This is a genomic window from Neotabrizicola sp. VNH66 (assembly GCF_049445895.1).
Lineage (GTDB): Bacteria > Pseudomonadota > Alphaproteobacteria > Rhodobacterales > Rhodobacteraceae > Pseudogemmobacter.
Map to the genome: position 1 here is coordinate 41,322 of NZ_JBMSDW010000014.1, position 20,325 is coordinate 61,646.

General features: G+C 65.6%; 19 protein-coding genes. 8 read left to right on the forward strand and 11 right to left on the reverse strand.

Going from position 1 to position 20,325, the window contains the following annotated elements; genetic code table 11:
• Nucleotides 1-27: 27 nt before the first annotated feature.
• Both ACO2Q5_RS17575 and ACO2Q5_RS17580 read right to left on the reverse strand, forming a co-directional pair.
• Nucleotides 28-1,323 carry an ABC transporter substrate-binding protein gene (locus ACO2Q5_RS17575; protein WP_423293457.1) on the reverse strand — a complete coding sequence of 432 codons (1,296 nt, stop codon included), beginning with the start codon at nucleotides 1,321-1,323 and terminating at the stop codon, nucleotides 28-30.
• Nucleotides 1,324-1,391: 68 nt separating this feature from the next.
• Nucleotides 1,392-2,201: an SDR family NAD(P)-dependent oxidoreductase gene (locus tag ACO2Q5_RS17580; RefSeq protein WP_423293459.1), complete on the reverse strand. Its 810-nt coding sequence runs from the start codon at nucleotides 2,199-2,201 to the stop codon at nucleotides 1,392-1,394.
• A 338-nt stretch (nucleotides 2,202-2,539) separates the two neighbouring features.
• Between ACO2Q5_RS17580 and ACO2Q5_RS17585 the strand changes: the two genes are divergently transcribed.
• Entirely contained in the window at nucleotides 2,540-4,111 is a 1,572-nt protein-coding gene (locus ACO2Q5_RS17585; protein ID WP_423293461.1) for a XylR N-terminal domain-containing protein, read from the forward strand.
• Between the two features lie 36 nt (nucleotides 4,112-4,147).
• Here ACO2Q5_RS17585 and ACO2Q5_RS17590 read toward each other — a convergent pair whose 3' ends face one another.
• The 4 genes from ACO2Q5_RS17590 to ACO2Q5_RS17605 all read right to left on the reverse strand — a co-directional run bounded on the left by ACO2Q5_RS17590 (nucleotide 4,148) and on the right by ACO2Q5_RS17605 (nucleotide 8,004).
• Nucleotides 4,148-5,422, reverse strand: a complete 1,275-nt coding sequence (locus ACO2Q5_RS17590) for an ABC transporter substrate-binding protein (RefSeq protein ID WP_423293463.1) — start codon at nucleotides 5,420-5,422, stop codon at nucleotides 4,148-4,150.
• 69 nt (nucleotides 5,423-5,491) lie between these two features.
• Complete coding sequence (locus ACO2Q5_RS17595; RefSeq protein ID WP_423293465.1) at nucleotides 5,492-6,142, reverse strand: alpha/beta hydrolase; 651 nt, start codon at nucleotides 6,140-6,142, stop codon at nucleotides 5,492-5,494.
• Entirely contained in the window at nucleotides 6,142-7,101 is a 960-nt protein-coding gene (locus ACO2Q5_RS17600) for a VOC family protein (protein WP_423293467.1), read from the reverse strand. The genes ACO2Q5_RS17595 and ACO2Q5_RS17600 overlap by 1 nt, the downstream gene beginning before the upstream one ends.
• A gap of 21 nt (nucleotides 7,102-7,122) precedes the next feature.
• Complete coding sequence (locus ACO2Q5_RS17605; RefSeq protein ID WP_423293469.1) at nucleotides 7,123-8,004, reverse strand: dioxygenase; 882 nt, start codon at nucleotides 8,002-8,004, stop codon at nucleotides 7,123-7,125.
• Nucleotides 8,005-8,097: 93 nt separating this feature from the next.
• Here ACO2Q5_RS17605 and ACO2Q5_RS17610 point away from each other — a divergent pair, with 93 nt between their 5' ends.
• Complete coding sequence (locus tag ACO2Q5_RS17610; RefSeq protein ID WP_423293471.1) at nucleotides 8,098-9,057, forward strand: LysR family transcriptional regulator; 960 nt, start codon at nucleotides 8,098-8,100, stop codon at nucleotides 9,055-9,057.
• 35 nt (nucleotides 9,058-9,092) lie between these two features.
• Here the strand turns inward: ACO2Q5_RS17610 and ACO2Q5_RS17615 are convergent, their stop codons facing one another.
• Together ACO2Q5_RS17615 and ACO2Q5_RS17620 are read right to left on the reverse strand one after the other, a co-directional pair.
• Nucleotides 9,093-9,866: an enoyl-CoA hydratase-related protein gene (locus ACO2Q5_RS17615; protein WP_423293473.1), complete on the reverse strand. Its 774-nt coding sequence runs from the start codon at nucleotides 9,864-9,866 to the stop codon at nucleotides 9,093-9,095.
• A 7-nt stretch (nucleotides 9,867-9,873) separates the two neighbouring features.
• Complete coding sequence (locus ACO2Q5_RS17620) at nucleotides 9,874-10,896, reverse strand: zinc-binding dehydrogenase (RefSeq protein WP_423293475.1); 1,023 nt, start codon at nucleotides 10,894-10,896, stop codon at nucleotides 9,874-9,876.
• A gap of 162 nt (nucleotides 10,897-11,058) precedes the next feature.
• Here ACO2Q5_RS17620 and ACO2Q5_RS17625 point away from each other — a divergent pair, with 162 nt between their 5' ends.
• Entirely contained in the window at nucleotides 11,059-12,225 is a 1,167-nt protein-coding gene (locus tag ACO2Q5_RS17625; RefSeq protein WP_423293477.1) for an acyl-CoA dehydrogenase family protein, read from the forward strand.
• 3 nt (nucleotides 12,226-12,228) lie between these two features.
• On the opposite strand, the gene ACO2Q5_RS17630 is transcribed toward ACO2Q5_RS17625, so the two are convergent.
• Nucleotides 12,229-12,783 (reverse strand): MarR family winged helix-turn-helix transcriptional regulator, encoded by a 555-nt coding sequence (locus ACO2Q5_RS17630; RefSeq protein ID WP_423293479.1) that lies wholly within the window; start codon nucleotides 12,781-12,783, stop codon nucleotides 12,229-12,231.
• Between the two features lie 162 nt (nucleotides 12,784-12,945).
• Here ACO2Q5_RS17630 and ACO2Q5_RS17635 point away from each other — a divergent pair, with 162 nt between their 5' ends.
• The 5 genes from ACO2Q5_RS17635 to ACO2Q5_RS17655 all read left to right on the forward strand — a co-directional run bounded on the left by ACO2Q5_RS17635 (nucleotide 12,946) and on the right by ACO2Q5_RS17655 (nucleotide 18,262).
• Nucleotides 12,946-13,716: an SDR family NAD(P)-dependent oxidoreductase gene (locus ACO2Q5_RS17635; RefSeq protein WP_423293481.1), complete on the forward strand. Its 771-nt coding sequence runs from the start codon at nucleotides 12,946-12,948 to the stop codon at nucleotides 13,714-13,716.
• 10 nt (nucleotides 13,717-13,726) lie between these two features.
• The gene (gene badI / locus ACO2Q5_RS17640) at nucleotides 13,727-14,509 is read left to right on the forward strand and encodes a 2-ketocyclohexanecarboxyl-CoA hydrolase (RefSeq protein WP_423293483.1); all 783 of its coding nucleotides are present in this window, start codon (nucleotides 13,727-13,729) and stop codon (nucleotides 14,507-14,509) included.
• A 148-nt stretch (nucleotides 14,510-14,657) separates the two neighbouring features.
• The gene (gene aliB / locus ACO2Q5_RS17645; RefSeq protein WP_423293485.1) at nucleotides 14,658-15,818 is read left to right on the forward strand and encodes a cyclohexanecarboxyl-CoA dehydrogenase; all 1,161 of its coding nucleotides are present in this window, start codon (nucleotides 14,658-14,660) and stop codon (nucleotides 15,816-15,818) included.
• 27 nt (nucleotides 15,819-15,845) lie between these two features.
• Nucleotides 15,846-17,501, forward strand: coding sequence for a cyclohexanecarboxylate-CoA ligase (aliA, locus tag ACO2Q5_RS17650; RefSeq protein ID WP_423293487.1), 1,656 nt, complete (start codon nucleotides 15,846-15,848; stop codon nucleotides 17,499-17,501).
• The gene (locus ACO2Q5_RS17655) at nucleotides 17,498-18,262 is read left to right on the forward strand and encodes an SDR family NAD(P)-dependent oxidoreductase (protein WP_423293489.1); all 765 of its coding nucleotides are present in this window, start codon (nucleotides 17,498-17,500) and stop codon (nucleotides 18,260-18,262) included. Before aliA ends, ACO2Q5_RS17655 begins: the two co-directional genes overlap by 4 nt.
• Before the next feature lie 50 nt (nucleotides 18,263-18,312).
• Here the strand turns inward: ACO2Q5_RS17655 and ACO2Q5_RS17660 are convergent, their stop codons facing one another.
• The gene (locus ACO2Q5_RS17660; RefSeq protein WP_423293491.1) at nucleotides 18,313-19,065 is read right to left on the reverse strand and encodes an SDR family oxidoreductase; all 753 of its coding nucleotides are present in this window, start codon (nucleotides 19,063-19,065) and stop codon (nucleotides 18,313-18,315) included.
• Between the two features lie 55 nt (nucleotides 19,066-19,120).
• The gene (locus ACO2Q5_RS17665) at nucleotides 19,121-20,308 is read right to left on the reverse strand and encodes an ABC transporter substrate-binding protein (RefSeq protein WP_423293493.1); all 1,188 of its coding nucleotides are present in this window, start codon (nucleotides 20,306-20,308) and stop codon (nucleotides 19,121-19,123) included.
• Between the last annotated feature and the right edge of the window lie 17 nt (nucleotides 20,309-20,325).

A 20,325-nucleotide genomic window follows, 5' to 3' on the forward strand; every position in this document is an offset into this window, starting at 1 on the left:
CGTTCTGAATAACGCTGTCCCGCATGATCACCAGGCGAGCGGAACGATCTTCTGTTCCGGCTCGAACAGCTGGTTCACGCTGTTGTCGACGATCTTCAGGTCATAGGGCCACTTTTCGCCCTTCACCCACTGACCGCCAAAGATCGGCATGGTGCAGATGTTCTTGTGCGGGGTGCCGGCGAATTTCACCGGGCCGCAGACGGTGGTGATGTCGGTCGCCGCCATCGCCTCGCGGTTGGCCTCGCGGTCCAGGGGATCGGTCGAGCGTTTCAGGATGTCGATCGCCACTTCCATCAGCGCGTGCGAATAGCCGAGAGGCTGGGTCCACTGCCGCTTCTGGTCGGTCTCCCACTGGTCGGCCAGCGCGCGGCTGTCCTGTCCGGTCAGGGTCGAGGGGAACGGGAAGGCCGGGGTCCACCAGACTTCGGACGACATGCCGTTGCCCAGTTCGCCCATGGCTTCCACGCCGCCGGGGAACAGCAGCGCCGCCGCCACCGTCACCGCCTTCGGCTTGAACCCCTGCTGGTTGCACTGGGTGACAAAGGTTTTCAGGTCGTCCGGATAGGTGATGCCGCCGATGATTTCGGCGCCCGCTTCCTTGAACGCCGCGATCTGGGCCGAGAAGTCATTGGTCCGTGGCTGGAAATAGCCCGGGATCGTGACGTCATAGCCTGCGGCCTTGGTCGGCACCGGCAGGCCATAGCTGTCATTGCCCCAGGTCTCGCCGTCGATGTTCTGCGGGAACAGCATGCCGACCTTCTTGTTGGTCTCCAGCCCGTTCCAGAGGCCCACGAAGGTGTTCAGCGCCTCGTCCAGACCCCAGAAGAAGTGGTAGGTCCAGTCGAACTCACCACCGCCGCGCGGCATGATAACCGCTTGCCACGGCGCGCCCGAAGAGATGCAGGGCGCCTCATACAGTTCGGATTGCTCCATCACCGGCAGGATCGTGTCGGTGGTCGAGGCGGGCGCCATCAGATGCACCTCCTCGTTCAGGATCAGGTCGCCCGCCAGTTCCGCCGCCTTGTTGGGGTTGGACTGGGTGTCGCGTTCCAGAATCTCGATCGCATAGGTGTTGCCGTTCGAGGACACCAGCTGCCCGCCCAGATGTTCGCGGATCTTCTGCACGGTATAGCCGTCGGTTTCCCCGAACAGCCCCAAGGGGCCGGTTGCGGGCGTCAGATAGCCCAGCTTGATCGTGCCCGCGGTCTGCGCGCGCAGATAGGTGGGCAGCGCCAGCGTGCTGGCGGCCACGCCGGCCCCCATGCCCCGCAGCACCGCGCGGCGGCTGATGCCGGATTTCACCAGCCTGTTGTAATAGGTCATTGGTCGTCCTCCCTCTTGTCGGTTGATCCGGCCCCACCCTCCCCGGCGGGGTCCGGCCGTCAGGTCGTTCAGGTCATGCGGATCAGCGATCCGCCGTCGATCACCACCAGCGAACCGGTGAAATACGCCCCCGCGGGCGAGGCGAGCAGCAGTGCCAGCCCCTTGATATCCTCGACATCGCCGATCCGGCCGATCAGCGACTGGCTTTCAAAGGCGGCGCGGTCTTCCTTGTTGCGCAGGCGGCCCCCGGCGATATTGGTGATGAAGGGGCCGGGCAGGATGGCGTTCACCCGGATGCCATAGGCGCCCAGTTCCATCGCCATATGCCGCACGAAATGGTTCACCGCGGCCTTGGCGGGCATATAGCTGGTGCCGACGATGCTTTCGTTGATCTCTGACGCGATGGAGGAGGTGACGATGATCTCACCCCCGCCGTTCGGCTTCATGTGCCGCACCGCGTTCTTCACCGTGGTATAGACCGAGGTCAGGTTGATCTCGATCCCGCGGTCCCATTGGCTGTCAGGGATATTCTCGATCGCGCCGTCGGGGTTGCGTTCGCCCGTGGGGGTGTTGAAGCCGGGGCCGGGGTCGATGCCCGCATTGGCGAAAACCGTGTCGATGCGGCCGTGCTTTGCTGCCACTGCATCAAAGGCCGCGGCCATGGCGGGGCGGTCGCCCACATCCACCACCTGGCCCCAGGTGTCGCCGCCGATCTCGGCCACGGTGCGGTCCAGCCCCGCCGGGTCGATGTCGAAGATGCAGACCTTTGCGCCGCCTTCGGCCATGATTTCGGCATAGGCGCGGCCGATGCCGCTGGCCCCGCCGGTGACGATCACGGATTTGCCGCGAACGTCGAACATCTTTTCCAGTGCGGCCATGGTCTCCTCCCAGCCTTTGGCCGCAGAAGGCACGGGCCATGGCCGGAAGCGGCGCATGGTCGGGGGATCGGGCAGGCCCGGTCCTGTCGTGCATTTTGCGGCAGATGCGGCCCGTCCCTCCCAGAACGGCCGCGGATGGCCACATAACGCAGGCCAGCAGGCGGCAAGTCAAATGCGGAAAACCGCTATTAATATAGCAAACAAGCATAATTTTAAACCATTGAATATAAAGGAATTTTTATGATCCCGCGGAAGTGGCCCCGGATCCGGCCCGAAGATGATTGCTCAAAAAGTAAAATGTCTTCATCTTTTCATGCATACCATTGATCCGAGCCGCCATGACCCGCATCCGCACCAGCCTTGAATCCTCGGCCCTGATGGACCGCGGCGGCCGCCCCACCCTGCGGGAGCTGTTGGGCGGGCTGGAGTTCGACGCCGCCACCGGGGCGCTGCGCCTGAACGGGGCACGGCTCGCGCTCTATCATTCTGAGGCAGACCGTATCCTGCGGCGTGAGCTGATCGCCCGTCTGGGCGAGGCAGAGGCGCGGATCTTCCTTCTGCGCCGCGGCTTCCGGATGGGCCTGCATGACGCCGCTTTCGTGGCCGCCTCATGGCCCGCGCTGGACCGTGGCGATGCCTTCACCGCGGGCACAAGGCTGCATATGTTCAGCGGTATCGTCCGGGTCGAGACGCAGCACAACGATTTCGACTTTGCCCGCGGCCGGTTCAACGCCGAATTCCTGTGGCACAATTCCATTGAGGCCGAGGCCGCCGGTGATCCGCTGCGCCCGGCCCATGGCCCGGCCTGCTGGCAGCAGCTGGGCTATGCCTCGGGCTATGCCAGCCACTTCTTCGGGGCGCTGGTGGTCTACAAGGAAACCGCCTGCGCCGCGCAGGGGCACAAATGCTGCCGGGTGGTCGGGCGTCTGGCCGAAGGCTGGGGCGAGGAGGATGCCGAGGTGCGGCTGTTCCGCAGCCGGATCGAACCGGCCGCGCATCGCCAGCCGCAGATCGCGCCGCCCCCTCTGGCAGGCCCCTCCGAAGGGTTGGAGGCGCGGCTGCTGGCGCCGGTGCTGCCGCAGCTGGAACAAGCGGCCGGTCTGCCCTTGCCCTGTCTGATCGCCGGGGCGGGCCATGCGGGCCAGACGGCGGCGGCGCTGCATCTGGCGCGGCTGCAGGGGGCCGAGGCACAGCGCCTGCCCGGAGCCGGGCTGGAGGTGGGCGCGCTGTCCGCCGCTTTCGCCGCCCATAGAAAGCCGCGCCGGAAGGAGGTGCCGCAGCTTCTGCTGATCGAGGGGGTTGAGGAGATGCCGCCCGCGGTGCAGGTCCGGCTGGCCGGACTTCTGGCCGAGGCGGAGCCGCAGCTCCGTCCGCGCATGGCGTTGACCTCTGGCCTGACCCTCTCTGCATTGGCGGCGGGCGGGATCGCGCCGCCGCTGTGGATCCGGCTGATGCCCCTGGCGGTGGAACTGCCCGCGCTGTCCGCGCGGGGGGGTGACATGGCTGATCTGGCGGCACGGCTGCTGACCCGGCTTGCGCATGAATTGGGGCTGGCCGATCCGGGGCTTGCGCCGGGTGCGGCCGAGGCGCTGGCTCCCGCGGGGCTGGACGGGCTGGAAGCCGTGCTGACCGCCGCGCTGGTCGAGGGGGGAACGGATGAGCCGCTGACCGCCGCGGCACTGGCCCGGCATCAACTGCGCATCGCCGCGCCGGACACCGCCCCGGATGCCGCCTTTGCCCTGTGGCTGGACCAACGGCTGGCTGCGGGCGGGTTCAGTCTTGATGCGCATGAGGCGCAGATCCGCGCCGCCGCTATGGCGCGGGCCGGGGGCAATCTGTCGGCTGCGGCGCGGCTGCTGGGGATCAGCCGCGCGCAGCTTGCCTATCGGGAAAAGCCCGGCAAGGCGTGACGGCAGGACCGGGAGCAGGCCCTGCCGTCGCAGCGGTCAGGCCAGCGCTTCCATGGTGCCGCCGGTCGGAATCTCCGGCGCGGCACCGTTTTCGACGATGACCAGATCATAGCCGCCGCCGTCTTTCATCCGCCATTGCCCGCCGGTCAGCGGGGTCTTGCAGACGTTCTTGGCCGCGAACTCCGGCACATTGGCGCCATTCCACGCCACATGGCCGACGACCGTGTTCAGATCGGTCGCCGCCACTGCCTCGGCCACAGCATCGCCGTCGGTCGGGTCTTCGGCGCGGCCCATCACATCCGCCGCCACTTCGAACAGCGAATGGACAAAGCCGATGGGTTGCGTCCACGGCCGCCCCGATTGCGCGGTGAAATCCGCCGCCAGATCGGCCGAGCTTTTGCCCGTCAGGCTGGAGGAGAACGGATGCGACGGCGTCCACCACACCTCGGACGACAGGTTGTGGCCGGCCTCGCCCAGCACTTCCACCGATTGCGGGAACAGAAGCGCCTTGGCCACGGTCACGATCTTCGGCTTCACCCCCTGCTGGCGGATCTGGTTCCAGAAGGTGGTGAAATCCGGCGGGATCAGCACGCCCGTCACGATATCGGTGTTCGCCGCCTTGAAGGCATTGATCTGGGCCGAGAAATCGTCGGACAGGTTCTGGAAACTGCCCGGATTGGTCAGCGCATAGCCCTTGGCCTCCAGCCCCGGACGCAGGCCGTTCGCATTGTCGCCCCATGCGTTGCCGTCGGCATCGTTGGGGAACAGCCCGCCCACCGCCTTGTTGGTGGAAAGCTGGTTCCACATGGCGGTATAGACCTCGATCACATCTTCCATGCCCCAGAAATAGTGGAAGGCATAGTCGAACGGCTTCCAGGTGCCGGGATCGCCCGGATTGCCCTGCTGGCCGATGAACCACGGCTGCCACGGCGCCACGGTCGAGATGCAGGGCACGCCCTCGCCCTCGCACACGCCTGCCACGGGATTGGTGGTTTCGGGGGTGGAGGCGACCAGCATCAGGCTGACCTCATCCTGCAGGATCAGTTCCTTGGCCACTTCGGCGGCACGGTTGGGGTTGGACTGGCTGTCCTTCACCACCACCTCGAAATTCGCCCCCGCGGGCGAGGCGAGGAAGGCCGCGATATTATAGGCATCGCTTTCGGCAAACCCGGCCAAGGGCCCGGTCTGGGGCGAGACATAGCCCAGTTTGATCTTCGCGCCCTGCGCGATGGCAGGCGCGGCAAGGCCCGATGCGGCGAAGGTCAGGCCGGTGGCCGCCGTCGTGCGCAGGAATTTCCGTCTGGTCAGCATGGTCATCCTCCCTGTGTGTGAAGTCCTGCGGCTCCTCTCTCCGCAGGCCGGAAATGCAAGCGGCGGCCCCTAGCGCGGGGCCGCCATTCCTGTGGCGCTTCGGGTGCAGAAATCATCCAGCACCCGTTGCAGCATGGTAATTTCGGGGTCCGACACCTCATGCCCGCGGTCGGGGAACAGGTCCGTGCGCAGCTGCGCACGTGCCAGCCCAAGCTCCAGCGCGGCTTCGGCAAAGGCGGTGACCGGGATCCACGGGTCCTTGTCAGATCCTGTCAGGTAGACGGGCAGGAGCGGGGGCAGGGACTGTGGCCGGTCATCGGCAGGCACGCCTACCCGGCAGCCGGTCAGCGCGACCAGCGCCTGCGGGGCGGGGCGGCCCGCGAAGGCATATTCCAGCGACAGGCAGGCCCCTTGCGAAAACCCGGCCAGCACCAGGGGCAGGCCCGGATGCGCCGCCCGCGCCGCCGCCACATCCGCCGCCAGATGGTCCAGCGCCGCCGACAGGGCTGCCCGCGTGTCCGCGGTCAGCCGATCGACCGCCTTGGCCGCATACCACGCCCCGCCGGGCGCGCGGGGTAGCACGAAGGCCACCTCCGGCACGTCCAGCCGGGACAGGATATGCGACTGCATCTCCTCGGGCGATTGGCCGCGGCCGTGGACAAGGACGCAGACCGCCCTTGCCCCGCCGCCCTGCGCCCCCAGACGGAGCGCACCGGACATCACGCGAACTCGGCCTGTTCCAGACCTTCGCGCAGTTCGGCCTCGCGGTCCTTGAACCACGGCGGAAAGACCAGCGTCTTGCCGATCTCGCCCGGCGCCTCGTCGCGGGCCCAGCCTTCCGGCGTGGTCCATGCCAGTTCGAACAGCGCGCCGCCGGGCGACCGGACGTAGCAGGACTTGAAGTAGTTCCGGTCCTTCTGTTCCGAGATATCGGTGAAGCCCAGCCCCTCGATATGGGCGCGCAGCTTCATCTGGTTTTCTTCATCGCCGGTGTTCAGCGCAAGGTGGTGGATCGTGCCGCCCGACAGCGTCCAGGTGCCTTGCGGGCTGGTCTTGTCGTCGATCACCTCGACCCGCTGGATCACGCCATTGGCATCAGGCACGCGGTAGACGGTGCCTTCGTGGTTGTCGGCCTCTTTGGTCAGCGGCAGGGCGATGGTCAGGAAGTCCTCCATCGCGGTGCGGTCAAAACAGGCGACCAGACCGCCATAGATGCCCTTGATCCCGTGGGCCTTACCGATGCCCTGCGCGTCATTGGTGATCGGCTCACGCGTATCGCTGTCGGATTCCACCAGTTCATGCGGGATGCCGCAGGGATGGGCAAAGGCCACCCGGTCGGCCCCGAAGCGGGTGATCTTTTCCGCCGGAATCCCGCGCGCGTTCAGCCGGTCCACCCAGAAATCCGCGGCGCCCTTCGGGATGGCCTGCATGATGGTGCGCGACTGGTTGGTCCCGCGGCGGCCATAGACGCCGGGCTTGCGGAACGGGAAGGTGGTGATGATGGTCGAGGCATCGCCGTTGGGCGATCCGTAATACAGGTGATAGACCGGCAGCACGCCGTCAAACAGCACCGTGCGTTTCACCGAATGCAGGCCAAGGGTCTTGGTGTAGAAGTCGAAATCTTCCTGCGCGCCGTCCGTGGACATCGTCAGGTGGTGGTATCCGCTGATCGTGGACATTGGGTCTCCTCCGTTGGTCGTTCAGCCTTGCCGCTGCGGGCAAAGCACAAGGGTCACGTCAAGCGCGCGGCGCTCCTGTCCTCCGGGCGAAGGCACCGCACGAAAATCTGCCAGAAGTTCGGATTTCACCCCGAAGACGGCATCCCGGCCGATGGCGGGATGCGCCCGGTCGAAGATCTGGGTCGTCAGCCTCTCATGCCCGGGGGCAGAGACGCGGAAATGGATATGGGCCGGCCGCTCAAGGCACAGGCCAAGCGCCGCCATCAGCCGCCCGACCGGCCCGTCCGACGGCAGCGCATAGCCGCCGGGCATGACCGAGGCGAAGGCGAACCGGCCCTGACCGTCCGCGCGGAACCGGCCGCGCAGGTTGTTCTCCGGCTGATGGTCCGGCTCCTGATTTTCGTAGCGGCCCTGACCGCTGGCCTGCCAGACTTCGACCATGGCGGCCGCGACCGGGCTGCCGTCCAGCGCTGTTACCCGGCCGCTGACCTGCAGGGGCACGCCCTTGCCATCCAGCGAGATGGTCGTGCCGTTCGCGCGCTCCGGCGCGTCGGGGCGGTAGAACGGCCCGGCCACCGTGTTGGGCGTGGCGCTGGCGGGCCGGGGCGTGGCCAGATCCTCGACCAGCGCCGACAGGCCAAGCGCATCGGCCAGCAGAACCCATTCCTGCCGCCGGGCATCGGAATAATGGCCAACCTCGGTCAGGTAATCCAATGTGGCGCGGAACTCGGCCGGGCTCAGGCGCAGGTCGCGGATCAGCCCGCTCAGCACCGCCACCAGCGGACCGAGCGTGCCCGTCAGCCGCGAGGCAGGCAGCCGCGCCAGACGCGCGGTGAAATCCGTTTCCACATCTGCCGCTGCCGGGGCCTTGCCCTGCCGCGGCCCCTCCTGCTGGCCGTCCATCCCGCCGGGGCCTCCCTTCCCCTTGGTCAAAGGGATAGACCGGCCGTGGCGATTTTAGGTTGAGTTGTTCGCCCGACAGTATAGCACAGTGGTATGAAGCTGAATGAACGCCATCTGATGCAGCTTGCGGCCGTTCTGGACGCGGGCGGCGTGTCCGAAGGGGCCGCGATGCTGGGCCTGACCCAGCCTGCGGTGTCACGCTCGCTGGCCATGCTGGAGGCGCGGGTGGCCGAGCCCTTGTTCGTCAAGGGTCGCCGTCCGCTTCAGGCCACCCCCCTTGGCGCGCAGCTGGCGGTGCAGGGCCGGGCGATCATCGCCGCCTCGCGCCGGGCGTCGGATGCGGTGCAGGGGTTTGTGCGCGGCACCACCGGCCTTGTGCGGGTGGGCGGGGTGCCCTTTTTCATGGATGCGATGATCAGCCGGATGATCGGGGAATTCCAGCAGCACGAACCGGGCATCACCGTGCAGCAATCCTATATGAACCTGCCCGAGATCGCCGCCGCGCTGGAGGCTGCGCAGATCGACCTTGGCATCGTGCCGATCGGGGTGCTGGACCTTGGTCCGGGGTTCGAGTTCACCGAGATCCTGCCCGGCCGCAACATCGTGTCCTGCCGCCCGGGCCATCCGCTGATGCGCAAGCGCCCGCTGGAGGCGCAGGACCTGACCGCCTATCCTTGGGTGGCGCCGCTGCCCGGATCGCCGCTGATGTCGGACCTGCAGATGATCCTCATGTCCATAGGCATGTCGGATCTGAACATCCGCTATTCCGGCGGCTCGCTCATGAGCGTGGTGAACGTACTGGCCGAAACCGATGCGCTGGCAGTACTGCCCTTCTCGGTCGTCTTTGCCTTGCGCAAGGAAAACCGGATCGCGGTGCTGCCCTATGACATTCCGCAGCCGAACCGGTCCTTGGGCATCCTGCGGCGGGTGAATGTGGCCCGCGCGCCCGCGGCCGAGCGGTTTGCGGGCCATGTGATCAGCGCCTTCGACGATCTGAAACACGTCATCAAACGGCACGAGAATGCGGTGATCTGGGGCAACGCGGGCAGTTGAACCCTGCCTGCGGGTCGCCCGCAGAAACCTACCGGTCAGCGGTTCCGGAAGACAGGTTTGCGCTTTTCGGCGAAGGCATTCATACCCTCGCGCCGGTCTTCCAGCGCGAAGGTCGCGTAAAGCAGGCGGCGTTCGACATAAAGCCCCTCTTGCAGATGGGTCTCATAAGCCTTGTTCACCGCCTCTTTCGCCAGCCGCAACACCGGCCGTGAGGCGGCGGCGATCTTTCCTGCAATCGCCAGCGCTTCCTCCAGATGGGTGCCTGCGGGAACAACACGGCTGACCAGCCCCATGGCCAGCGCCTCTGCGGCCGTCAGCGCGCGCCCGGTCAGGATCATGTCCATGGCCACGGCCTTGCCCGCGATACGGGTCAGCCGCTGTGTGCCGCCCGCGCCGGGAATGATCCCGATCGTGGTTTCCGGCAGCGCAAAGCGGGCGTTGTCCGCGGCGATGATGATGTCTGCCATAAGCGCAAGTTCGCATCCGCCGCCGATGGCATGGCCGGAAACCGCGGCGATCACCGGCTTCCGGACCCGGGCCAGCCCTTCCCATGTGGCGGTGATCAGGTCTTCCTCATAGACCTCGGCAAAGGTCTTGTCCTTGATCTCCTTGATATCCGCACCCGCGGCGAAAGCCCGGTCCGAGCCGGTGACGACAATGGCGCCGATGGTGGGATCATCGTCAAAGGCGGCGGCGGCGGCCGAAAGCTCTGCCGTGATCTGCCGGTTCAGCGCGTTCAGCGCGCCGGGCCGGTTCAGCGTGATCAGGCCGGCCGGGCCACGGGTTTCGGTCAGGATGCAGTCATACATGGGGGCCTCAGGGGATCTGGATCAGGATCTTGCCCAGACGGGCGGGATGGTCGAGACGGGCAAAAGCCGCGGGCACCTCGGGCAGGGGAAAGGCGCTGTCGATCACGGGGGTGAAGGCGCCGGACTGCCAGGCGCGGATCAGGCGGCGGAATTCCTCCATGCTGCCCATGGTCGAGCCGTGGACGGAAATCTGCCGGACAAACAGGCGCTGGATCTCGGCCGAGGGATGTGCGCCGGTCGTTGCGCCGCAGGTGACGAGGTGGCCGCCGCGTGCAAGGCTGCGCAGGCTCACGCCCCATGTTTTCTCGCCCACATTGTCGATGACAAGATCGGCGCCATCGCCTGCGGTCATGTCCAGCACGGCGCGGACCACGTCTTCGGACCGATGGTCGATGGTTTCGACCCCAAGGCCGCGAAAATGCGCAAGCTTCTCGGCGCCGGATGTGGTGACGAGGACACGCGCCCCGGCCATGCGGGCCAGCTGCACCGCGGCGCAGGCCACGCCCCCGCCCGCACCCTGCACCAGCACGGTTTGTCCCGGCCCGGCCGCGGCCTTGCCGAAGACCATGCGCCAGGCGGTCAGATAGGCGACGCCCAGAACCCCCGCCTGCCGCAGATCCGCGTTCTTCGGCAACCGCACCAGCGAGGGGGCGGGGATCACCACCTCTTCGGCAAAGGTGCCATGGCGGTGTTCACCCAAAATCCGGGCCTGCCGGCAAAGCGGCTGATCGCCGGCCAGACAGGCCCGGCAATGGCCGCAGAATTCATAGGGGTAAAGGACGACGGGATCGCCGGGATGCAAGCCCGATTCTTCCGGCGCCTCGATCACCTCTCCGGCACCATCGACGCCCATGATCAGTGGCAGGTCATGGGTGATACCCGCGCCGTTGTCACGCATGTAAAGATCGACGCGGTTGACCGAGGCGGTGCGCATCCGCACCCGTGCCCAGCCGGGCGGACAGTCAGGCGCAGGCATGTCAAGGCAGGCGACGCCGTCGGCGCCGCGCTTGGTCAGCACGATGGCCTTCATGGTGGTTCCTCCCTGAATGAACGTAAACATATTGTCTTATATTATCAAGGATATTTTCAGACTCCACCCTATAATCACTGTTTATGGCCGAAAAACACTTGTTGCGAACGATGATGGCGCCTCCTATATAACAATATATTGCCATAACTACGGGAGGATGTCATGGCCATGGACAGCGAGACACTGACCCAGTTCCTGCAAACGCTGCGGCGTTTTGTGGACGAGCGGCTGATCCCGGCCGAGGCTGAGGTGGCCGAGTCCGACGCCATCCCCGCCGGTCTTGTGGCCGAGATGCGCGAGATGGGCCTTTTCGGCCTGACCGCTCCCGAGGAATTCGGCGGTCTGGGCCTGACCATGGAGGAGGAGGTGCTGGCCGTTTTCGAGCTGGGCCGTGCCGCCCCCGCCTTCCGGTCGATGTTCGCAACCAATGTCGGCATCGGGATGCAGGGCATCGCCATCGACGGCACGCCCGAGCAGAGGGCGAAATATCTGCCCGGCCTCGCCTCGGGCGAGATCATCGGCTCATTCGCGCTGACCGAGCCGGACGTGGGTTCGGATGCGGGTTCGGTGAAGACGACAGCCCGCAAGGAGGGTGAATTCTATGTGCTGAACGGAACCAAGCGGTTTATCACCAACGCCCCTCATGCCGGGGTGTTCACCGTGATGGCGCGCACCGACGCCACCCAGAAGGGCGCAGCCGGGGTTTCGGCCTTTGCGGTAGAGCGCGGTACCCCGGGCCTGTCGCTGGGCAGGCCGGAAAAGAAGATGGGCCAGCAGGGCGCCCATGTCTGCGACGTGATTTTCGAAGACTGTCGCGTGCCTGCCAGTGCATTGATCGGTGGGCAAGAGGGGCAGGGCTTCAAGACGGCGATGAAGGTGCTGGACAAGGGTCGCCTGCATATTGCCGCCGCCTGTGTGGGCCTGTCAGAGCGGATCATCGGCGACATGCTGGATTATGCGGTGGGCCGCCGCCAGTTCGGCAAGCCGCTGGCCGAGTTTCAGCTGGTGCAGGCCATGGTCGCCGACAGTCAGGCCGAGGCCTATGCCGCGCGCTGCATGGTGCTGGATGCGGCGCGCAGACGCGATGCCGGACAGAATGTCAGTGTCGAGGCGTCTTGCGCAAAGATGTTCGCGTCTGAATCGGTGGGCCGGATCGCGGATCGCAACGTGCAGGTCCATGGCGGCAACGGCTATATCCGCGAATACCGGGCCGAGCAGCTGTTCCGCGATGCAAGGCTGTTCCGCATCTACGAGGGCACCACGCAGATCCAGCAGATCGTGATCGCCAAGGCGCTGGTGGCCGGGGCCAGGGCGCGCGCGGGCCTTTAGCGGCTATTCGGCGGCCTTCCGCCCCTCGCCGGCTTCGGGGTCGATATCCCGGAGCTTGCGCAGCATCTTGTCGAGGTAATGGATCATGTGGATCTTGTCCTCGGTCGAGAAGCCGGACAGCGCCGCATCGTAGAAATCGGCAATGACGGGGCGCATATTCTCGTCCCAAAGGGCCTGGCCCTTGGGGGTCAGCCGGATCAGGCGGGAGCGGTTGTCGTTCTCGGCCACCGCCCGTTCGATGAAGCCAAGCGCCTCCAGCCGGGACAGAACGCCGGCAAGGTTCTGGCGCGAGACCAGCAGGAAGGCCGCAAGATCGCCGACGGGCGCGCCCTTTTCAAAGGCCGGGCGCGTCAGGGCGCCCAGAACCGCCCATTGCTGGGTGGTGATGCCGTAATCGTCCAGCGCGCGGGTGCCGGTTTTGTGCAGCATGTTGGCGCATTGGTAGAGACGGAAGAAGAGCCGGTTGCTCAGCCCCAGTGAAAGATCCCTGAACTTGTCGCCGTCTCGTGCCATGGCGCCAATGTGAACGGCGCCGGGTCCAAGGTCAAGCTGCGCCATGATGCGCAAATAACGTAAATATATTGACATATATTTACGGACCGCTATTTGTAATGTCAGGGAGGCTGATCCAGAGATTCGCATTAAGTATGACAGAATATCGCAAGATATTATTGTGCTTCTGTGGAATCTTGTGGCCTGTGAACATTGAGGGAGGATGCCGTGCGTGGGCTGAAAGGTAAAGTTGTTGTCGTAACGGGCGGGGGTGGGGGCATCGGTTCCGCCACTTGCCTGCGCTTTGCCGAAGCAGGCGCGCGCGTTGTCGTGGCCGATATCAGCGCCGAGGCCGCCGCGCGGGTGACCGCTGAGATCCGCGCGCAGGGCGGCGAGGCGGTCGAGATGGTCGTGAACCTTGTGGATTATGACGCGACACAGGCCGCCCTGGCAAAGATCGAGGCGGGGTTCGGCCCCGTCGATGTGCTGGTGAACAATGCCGGATGGGACCTGTTCATCCCTTTCGTCAAATCCGAACCAGACTACTGGTCGAAGATCATCGACATCAACCTGCGCACCGCGCTGAACATCACGAAGCCCGTGCTCCTGTCCATGATGGCGCGCGGCGTGCCGGGGCGTATCGTATCGATCGGGTCGGATGCGGGCCGTGGCGGGTCGTCGGGGGAAAGCGTCTATTCGGCCTGCAAGGCCGGGATCATCGCACTGATGAAGACGCTGGCGCGCGAGCATGCAAGGAACGGCATCACCTGCAACACGGTCTGCCCCGGCGTGACCGAAACCGCCATGCTTGAGGCCTTCATGGAAGGTGCGGGCGACAAGGAAAAGCTGCGCACCGCATTCACCCGCGCCGTGCCGCTGGGCCGGATGGGCAAGCCCGAGGATCTGCCCGGTGCCATCCTGTTCCTGGCTTCGGACGACGCGGCTTTCATCACCGGCCAGACCCTCTCGGTCTCGGGCGGTCTGACGATGCACGGCTGAGGAGAAAGCCATGGACTACACCGACATCCTTTATGAGGTGAAGGACGGCGCGGCCACCATCACCATCAACCGCCCCGACAAGATGAACGCCTTTCGCGGCAAGACCTGCGAAGAGCTGATCCATGCCTTCAACAAGGCGGGCTGGGACAAGAAGATCGGCGTCATCGTCCTGACCGGCGCCGGGTCCAAGGCGTTCTGCACCGGCGGCGACCAGTCGGCCCATGAGGGGCAGTATGATGGCCGCGGTACCATCGGCCTGCCGATGGAGGATCTGCATTCCATCATCCGCGACGTGCCGAAGCCGGTCATCGCCAAGGTCCGCGGCTATGCGGTCGGCGGCGGCAATGTCCTGTGCACCATCTGCGATTTTACCATCGCCAGTGAAACGGCCCAGTTCGGTCAGGTCGGGCCCAAAGTCGGCTCGGTCGATCCGGGTTTTGGAACGGCCTTTCTGGCCCGGGTGGTGGGAGAGAAGAAGGCGCGAGAGATGTGGTATCTCTGCCGCCGCTACAAGGCGCCCGAAGCGCTGGCCATGGGGCTTGTGAACACCGTGGTGCCTGACGATCAGCTGGATACGGAAGTCGACCGCTGGTGCGCCGAGATCATGGAGAAATCGCCCACGGCCATCGCCATCGCCAAGCGCAGCTTCAACGTCGATACCGAGCATCAGCGCGGCATCGCGGGGCTGGGGATGTATGCGCTCAGCCTCTATTACGACACGGATGAATCGAAGGAAGGCGGCATCGCCTTCAAGGAAAAGCGCAAGCCCGACTTCCGCAAATATCAGAAGTGATCTGCGGGCGGCCCCGGGGGAGGGGGCCGGCCGAAGCATCCCGCGCGCCGCGGGTCCGCGGCGTCTGCAACAATCGCCTCCCCTCCAGATGACGGGCGGCCCGGCCTTGTCCGGGTGCCCCCAGACTGTCAGCAACCGAGGGCCTGCGATGTATCCGACCATCTTCGACACCGAGGAATTGACCGCGCTGCGCGATCTTGCCCGCAAGTTCGCCACCGAAAAGCTGGCCCCGGGCTACCAGTCCCGCGAAAAGACCGGCGGCTTCGGGCCGGAGCTTCTGCGCGAGATGGGCCGCCTCGGGCTGATCGCCCCCGAACTGCCCGAAGAATTCGGCGGCCTCGGCTCGGGCGCGATCTATTCCGGCGTGATCATCGAGGAAATCGCGCGCGGCGATTTCAACATGGGCTACGTCAACATCCTTGCCTCGCTGAACGGGCAGATCCTGTCCAAATTCGCCAATCCGGAGATCAAGCGGGACTGGTTGCCGAAGCTGATCGGCGGCGAGCTGATCGTGGCCATCGCCCTGACCGAACCGCGCGGCGGATCGGATGCGGCGAACCTTGGCCTGCGGATGGAACGCGACGGCAGCCATTATGTGATCAACGGCGAAAAGACCTCGATCTCCTGCGCCGATCAGGCAAAGGGCGCCGTGGTCTTTGCCCGCACGGGACAGCCCGAGGACAGGGCGCGGGGTATTTCGGCCATCTTCGTGCCAATGGATACGCCCGGCCTTTCCACCACGCGGTTCACCGATCTGGGTCAGCACGCCATCGGTCGCGGCAGCATTTTCTTCGACAATGTGCGGGTGCCGGCCGACCATCTTCTGGGGGAAGAGGGCAAGGGCTTTGTGCAGGTGATGCAGGGTTTCGACTTCTCGCGCCCGCTGATCGGGCTGCAATGCCTTGGCACCGCGCGGCAGGCGCTGGACGAAACCTGGGCCTATATCGGAGAGCGCAAGGCCTTTGGCAAACCGCTGGCCGCCTTTCAGGGCATTACCCATCAGCTGGCCGATTTCGACACCAAGGTCGAAGCGGCCCGTCTGCTCAGCCTGAATGCGCTGTGGCTGAAGGATCAGGGCCTGCCCCATGTGGCCGAAGCCGCGATGGCGAAATGGTGGCCGCCGCTTCTGGCCTATGAGGCGATCCACGCCTGTCTGCTGATCCACGGCCATGCCGCCTATTCGAACGAACTGCCGTTCGCGCAGCGGCTGCGCGATGTGCTGGGCCTGCAGATCGGCGACGGCACCGCCCATATCATGAAGAACATCATTGCGCGGGAACGCGCCGGCAAGGCCGCTGTCGGCGGCTGAGCCAGAACGTGAGGGGAGGAGGAACCCATGCATTTTGACGCAGTCCTGATCGAACCGCGCCGCGCCCGGATGGAGGCTCTGGGCTTCTGGCCGGGCAAGACGCTGCTGGATTACTTCGAGATCTGCCTTGCCGAAAAGCCGGATGCCCCGGCGCTGACCTCGATCATGGTCAGCACAGGCGACCGGCGTGACCTGACATGGCGCGAGATCGAAAAACTGTCCTGGCGCGCGGCAGAAGGCCTGCGCCGTCTGGGGCTGGTCAAGGACGATGTGCTGGCCTGCCAGCTGTCGAACAGCTGGGAATTCGTCGTCCTCTACATCGCCTGCCGGCGGCTTGGCGTCGTGTTTAATCCGGTGATGCCGATTTTCCGCGAACACGAATTGCTGTTCATGCTGAAACATGGCGAGGCCAAGGTTTTCGTGGTGCCCAAGGTGTTTCGCGGCTTTGACCATGAGGCCATGGCCGCGGGCATGCGGCCGCAGCTTCCCGCGCTGGATCATGTGATCGTGGCGGGCGGGGCGGGGGCGAACAGCTTTGATGCGCTGCTGATGGACCCGGCGCTGGATGACGCGCCGGGCCTGCACGAGATCAGCGCCCGCGACCGGGGCGATGCCAATGATGTCTGCCAGCTGATCTATACCTCCGGCACCACAGGAGAGCCGAAGGGGGTGATGCACACCGCCAACACCATGTATTCCAACCTGATCGCCTATGCCGACCGGCTGCATCTGGGGGCAGAGGACATCGTGCTCATGGCCTCGCCCATGGCGCATCAGACGGGGTTCATGTATGGTTTCCTGATGCCCGTCATGCTGAAGGCGCGCATGGTCCTGCTGGACAGCTGGGACAAGACGCTGGCCGCCCGGGTCATTGCCGAAGAGCGTGTCAGCTTCACCATGGCCTCGACCCCGTTCCTGATGGATCTGACATCCGCCGTGGAAGAGGGGCGCACAGATGCCACGTCGCTGCGGATTTTCCTTTGCGCAGGGACAGCCATTCCCGGCGCCCTGGTTGAACGCGGGCAGCGCGTACTGGGCGCCAAGGTCATCTCGGCCTGGGGGATGACTGAAAACGGCGCGGTTACCGTGGTGGCGCCCGAAGATCCCGACGACCGTTCGGTCAATACCGATGGTTTTGCGCTTCCGGGGATGGAGCTGCAGATCCGCGGGGCGGACGGCGGTCCGGTTGCCTCGGGGCATGAGGGAGAGCTGTTCGTCCGCGGCTGTTCCAATTTCGCGGGCTATCTGAAGCGTCCGCAGTGGAACAGCACTGATGCCGAGGGCTGGTTCGACACCGGTGACCTCGCCCGGATGGATGCCGAGGGCTATATCCGGATCTGTGGCCGGTCCAAGGATGTGATCATTCGCGGGGCCGAGAATATCCCCGTCGTCGAGGTGGAGGCTTTGCTGTATCGGCATCCGGCCGTGCAGCAGGTTGCCATCGTCGCCTATCCCGACGATCGCCTGGGGGAACGCGCCTGTGCCTTTGTGGTGCCGCGCGCCGGTCAGGCGATTGACTTTTCGGGGATGGTTTCCTTTCTCGAAAGCCAGCATCTGGCCCGGCAGTATTTCCCCGAACGTCTTGAACTGCGCGACCGGCTGCCCGCCACCGCCTCGGGCAAGATCCAGAAATTCGCGCTGCGCAATGAGCTGCGGGCCGAATATGAGGCGGCCCGGACGTGACCGGGATTGCCGGGCCGCGCGTTGCCCTGACCGGGGCAGGCGGGCCGATGGGCCATGCGGTGGCCCGCCGCCTGTTGCAGGCCGGGGCGGATGTTCTGGTCCTGACAGACATATCGGGGCGGCGGCTGGCTGAAACCGCCGCCACGCTGGCGGCTGATTATCCGGCCGCCCGGATCGAAAGCCGCCGCGCTGATGTGACGGTGGCGGCCGAAGCCGCGGCCTTTGCCACGCTGGTTCTTGAAGGGGCCGGCGGGGCCGATGTTCTGGTCAACACGGTGGGCGGGATCCGTTCCGCCGACCTTTACACCCCGTTTCTGCAGATGGACGAGGCCCGCTTCCGCGCCACGTTCGATCTGAACCTGATGGGGATTTTTCATCTGGTCCGGGCATTTGCCCCGGGCATGATGCAGCGCGGGCTTGGCCGGATCGTCAATTTCGCCTCGGTCGTCTATGGGGGTGAGGCGGGGCAGGCGGATTATGCCGGTGCCAAGGCGGCGGTCGCGTCGATCACGCGCAGCCTTGCGGCAGAGCTTGGCCCTGCGGTGACCGTCAATGCCGTGGCACCGGGGCTGACCCGCACATCCGTGACCCGGAACATTCCGGCGGATGAGGTGGCACGACTGACCGCAATGGCCTTCAACCACCGTCTTGCCGAACCGGCAGAGGTGGCCGAAGCCGTGGCCTTTTTCGCCTCTGACGCCGCCCGTTTCGTCACCGGTGAAATCCTTGCCGTCTCGGGCGGTATCAGCCCGCGGCTCTGAAAGGGCGAACCCGTCTCCGGTGAACCTTGCTCGGTTGAAAGGGTGCGGGATCAGAAACTGGACCTTCCGCCGGAGGCATCGAAGGCGGCGCCGGTGACGAAGCTGCATTCCTCTGACGCGATCCACAGGATCTGTGCGGCCATTTCCTCGACTGTGCCAAGGCGGCGCAGCGGGATCTTTGCCGCGGTATCGGCAATCGCCTCGTCGGTCATCTCGCGCAGAAGTTCGGTCCGCACCAGCCCGGGGGTGATGCAGTTCACCAGAACCCCGCTGCCGGCAAGTTCCAGCCCGAGCGCCTTGGTGAAGGCGATCACCCCCGCCTTGGCGGCGCTGTAGCCGGTCATGCCGGGATTGCCCTGCTTGCCTGCGACCGAGGCGATAGAGACGATGCGGCCGTAGCCCGCCGCCTTCATCCGGGGAATGACCGCGCGGCTGCACAGGAAGGCGCTGTCCAGATTGATGCCGATGACGCGCCGCCATTCGGCCAGTGTGAACTCCTCCAGCGGCTTGGTGGGGCCGGTCACGCCCGCGCCGTTCATCAGGATGTCGATCCGCCCGCCCAGCATCCGGGCAGAGCGTTTCGTGGCGGCGACGACGGCCGCTTCGTCGGTAACGTCCAGAAGCTCGACATGAAAGGCCGCGGGCAGGGTGGCAAACGGCCCTTCCGAGGGTTCCGGTGGCCGCAGGTCCCAAATGGCGACACGGGCGCCGGAATGGTGAAGCCGGTCCGCCACGGCCCGGCCGATGCCGCGGGCGCCGCCGGTGACAATGGCGGTGCGGCCGGTGAAATCGAAGGTGATCATGGAAAGGTCCTGCATGTCAGGCACGGGCGGGGATATCCCCGCCCGTGCTGCCGGTTCAGAGCTGGCAGTCGGGGTCCGCCTCGGGCATCGAGACGCTGGCGGGAATCTCCAGCTGGATCACCGGGCGCATCACCCCATCCACGGCCTGAACCTGTCCGAAATAGTTGCCGCGGATCGCCTGATGATCGGCGGTGCGCATTTCCAGCGGGCCGATGATGGTATCGACCTTGGCCACCGCCAGCGCCCCGGCAATATCCTCGGGCGCGATGCTATCGGCCGCGTCGATGGCGGCGAACAGCATCTGCAGTCCGATATAGGCATCGGCTTCGAAATTCGTCGGCCAGGTGCCCGGATACTTCTGGTCCCAGGCGGCGACGAAGGCCTTGTTCTCGGGCGTGTCCAGCGTGGCGGAATAGTTGATGATGCCGTAGATGCCCTCGGAGGCCTCGCCCAGGGATTTCACCGTGCTGTCGGTGACAAAGCTGGTTCCGGCGACCTTGATCTTGTCCAGAAGGCCGAACTGCTTGGCCTGCTGGGCAAAGTTCACCGCATCCCGGCCCGCCAGCGCGACCCACAGCCCCTCGGCCCCGGAATCCAGAATGCTCTGGATATAGGGTGCAAAGTCATTGGTCCCCAGCCCGGCATAGCCTTCCGAGACGATCCCGCCCCCAAGGCCGCCCGCAGTTTCGGTAAAGCTGGCGCCCGAGTTGCGGCCCCATGCGGTGTCCGACCCCATGATCGCCCATTTCTTTTCCGGCTGGTCCTTCAGCCAGGCGCCGACCGCCGCCGCATCGGCATAATCCGGGATATTGGCACGGAAATACCGCGGGGTGCATTCCGCGCCGGTCAGGACATCGGCCTTGGCCGTGGTGCCCACCGCGATGGCATCCCACGGTTCCAGCATGGGCGCGATCGCCAGCGCCTCGCCCGAGGCGATGGAGCCGAAGAGGATGGTATAGCCGTCGTTCACCAGCTTTTCGGCCTGTGCCCGGGCGTTTTCGGCCTTGGCCTGGGTGTCCAGATATTGCACCTCGACCAGATGGCCGTCGATGCCGCCTTTGGCATTGATCTCATCCTTGGCGAATTCCACCGCGCGGCTGACCTGCTCACCCAGAGAGCCATAGGCGCCCGTCAGGGCGGTCGGCACGCCGATACGGATCGGCTCTCCCTCGGCCTGTGCCAGCCCCGAACCGGCCAGAAGTGCCGCCAGCGCGACACCCGCGCGCAAATTGAACTTCGTCATTCTTCTCTCCTCCCTTC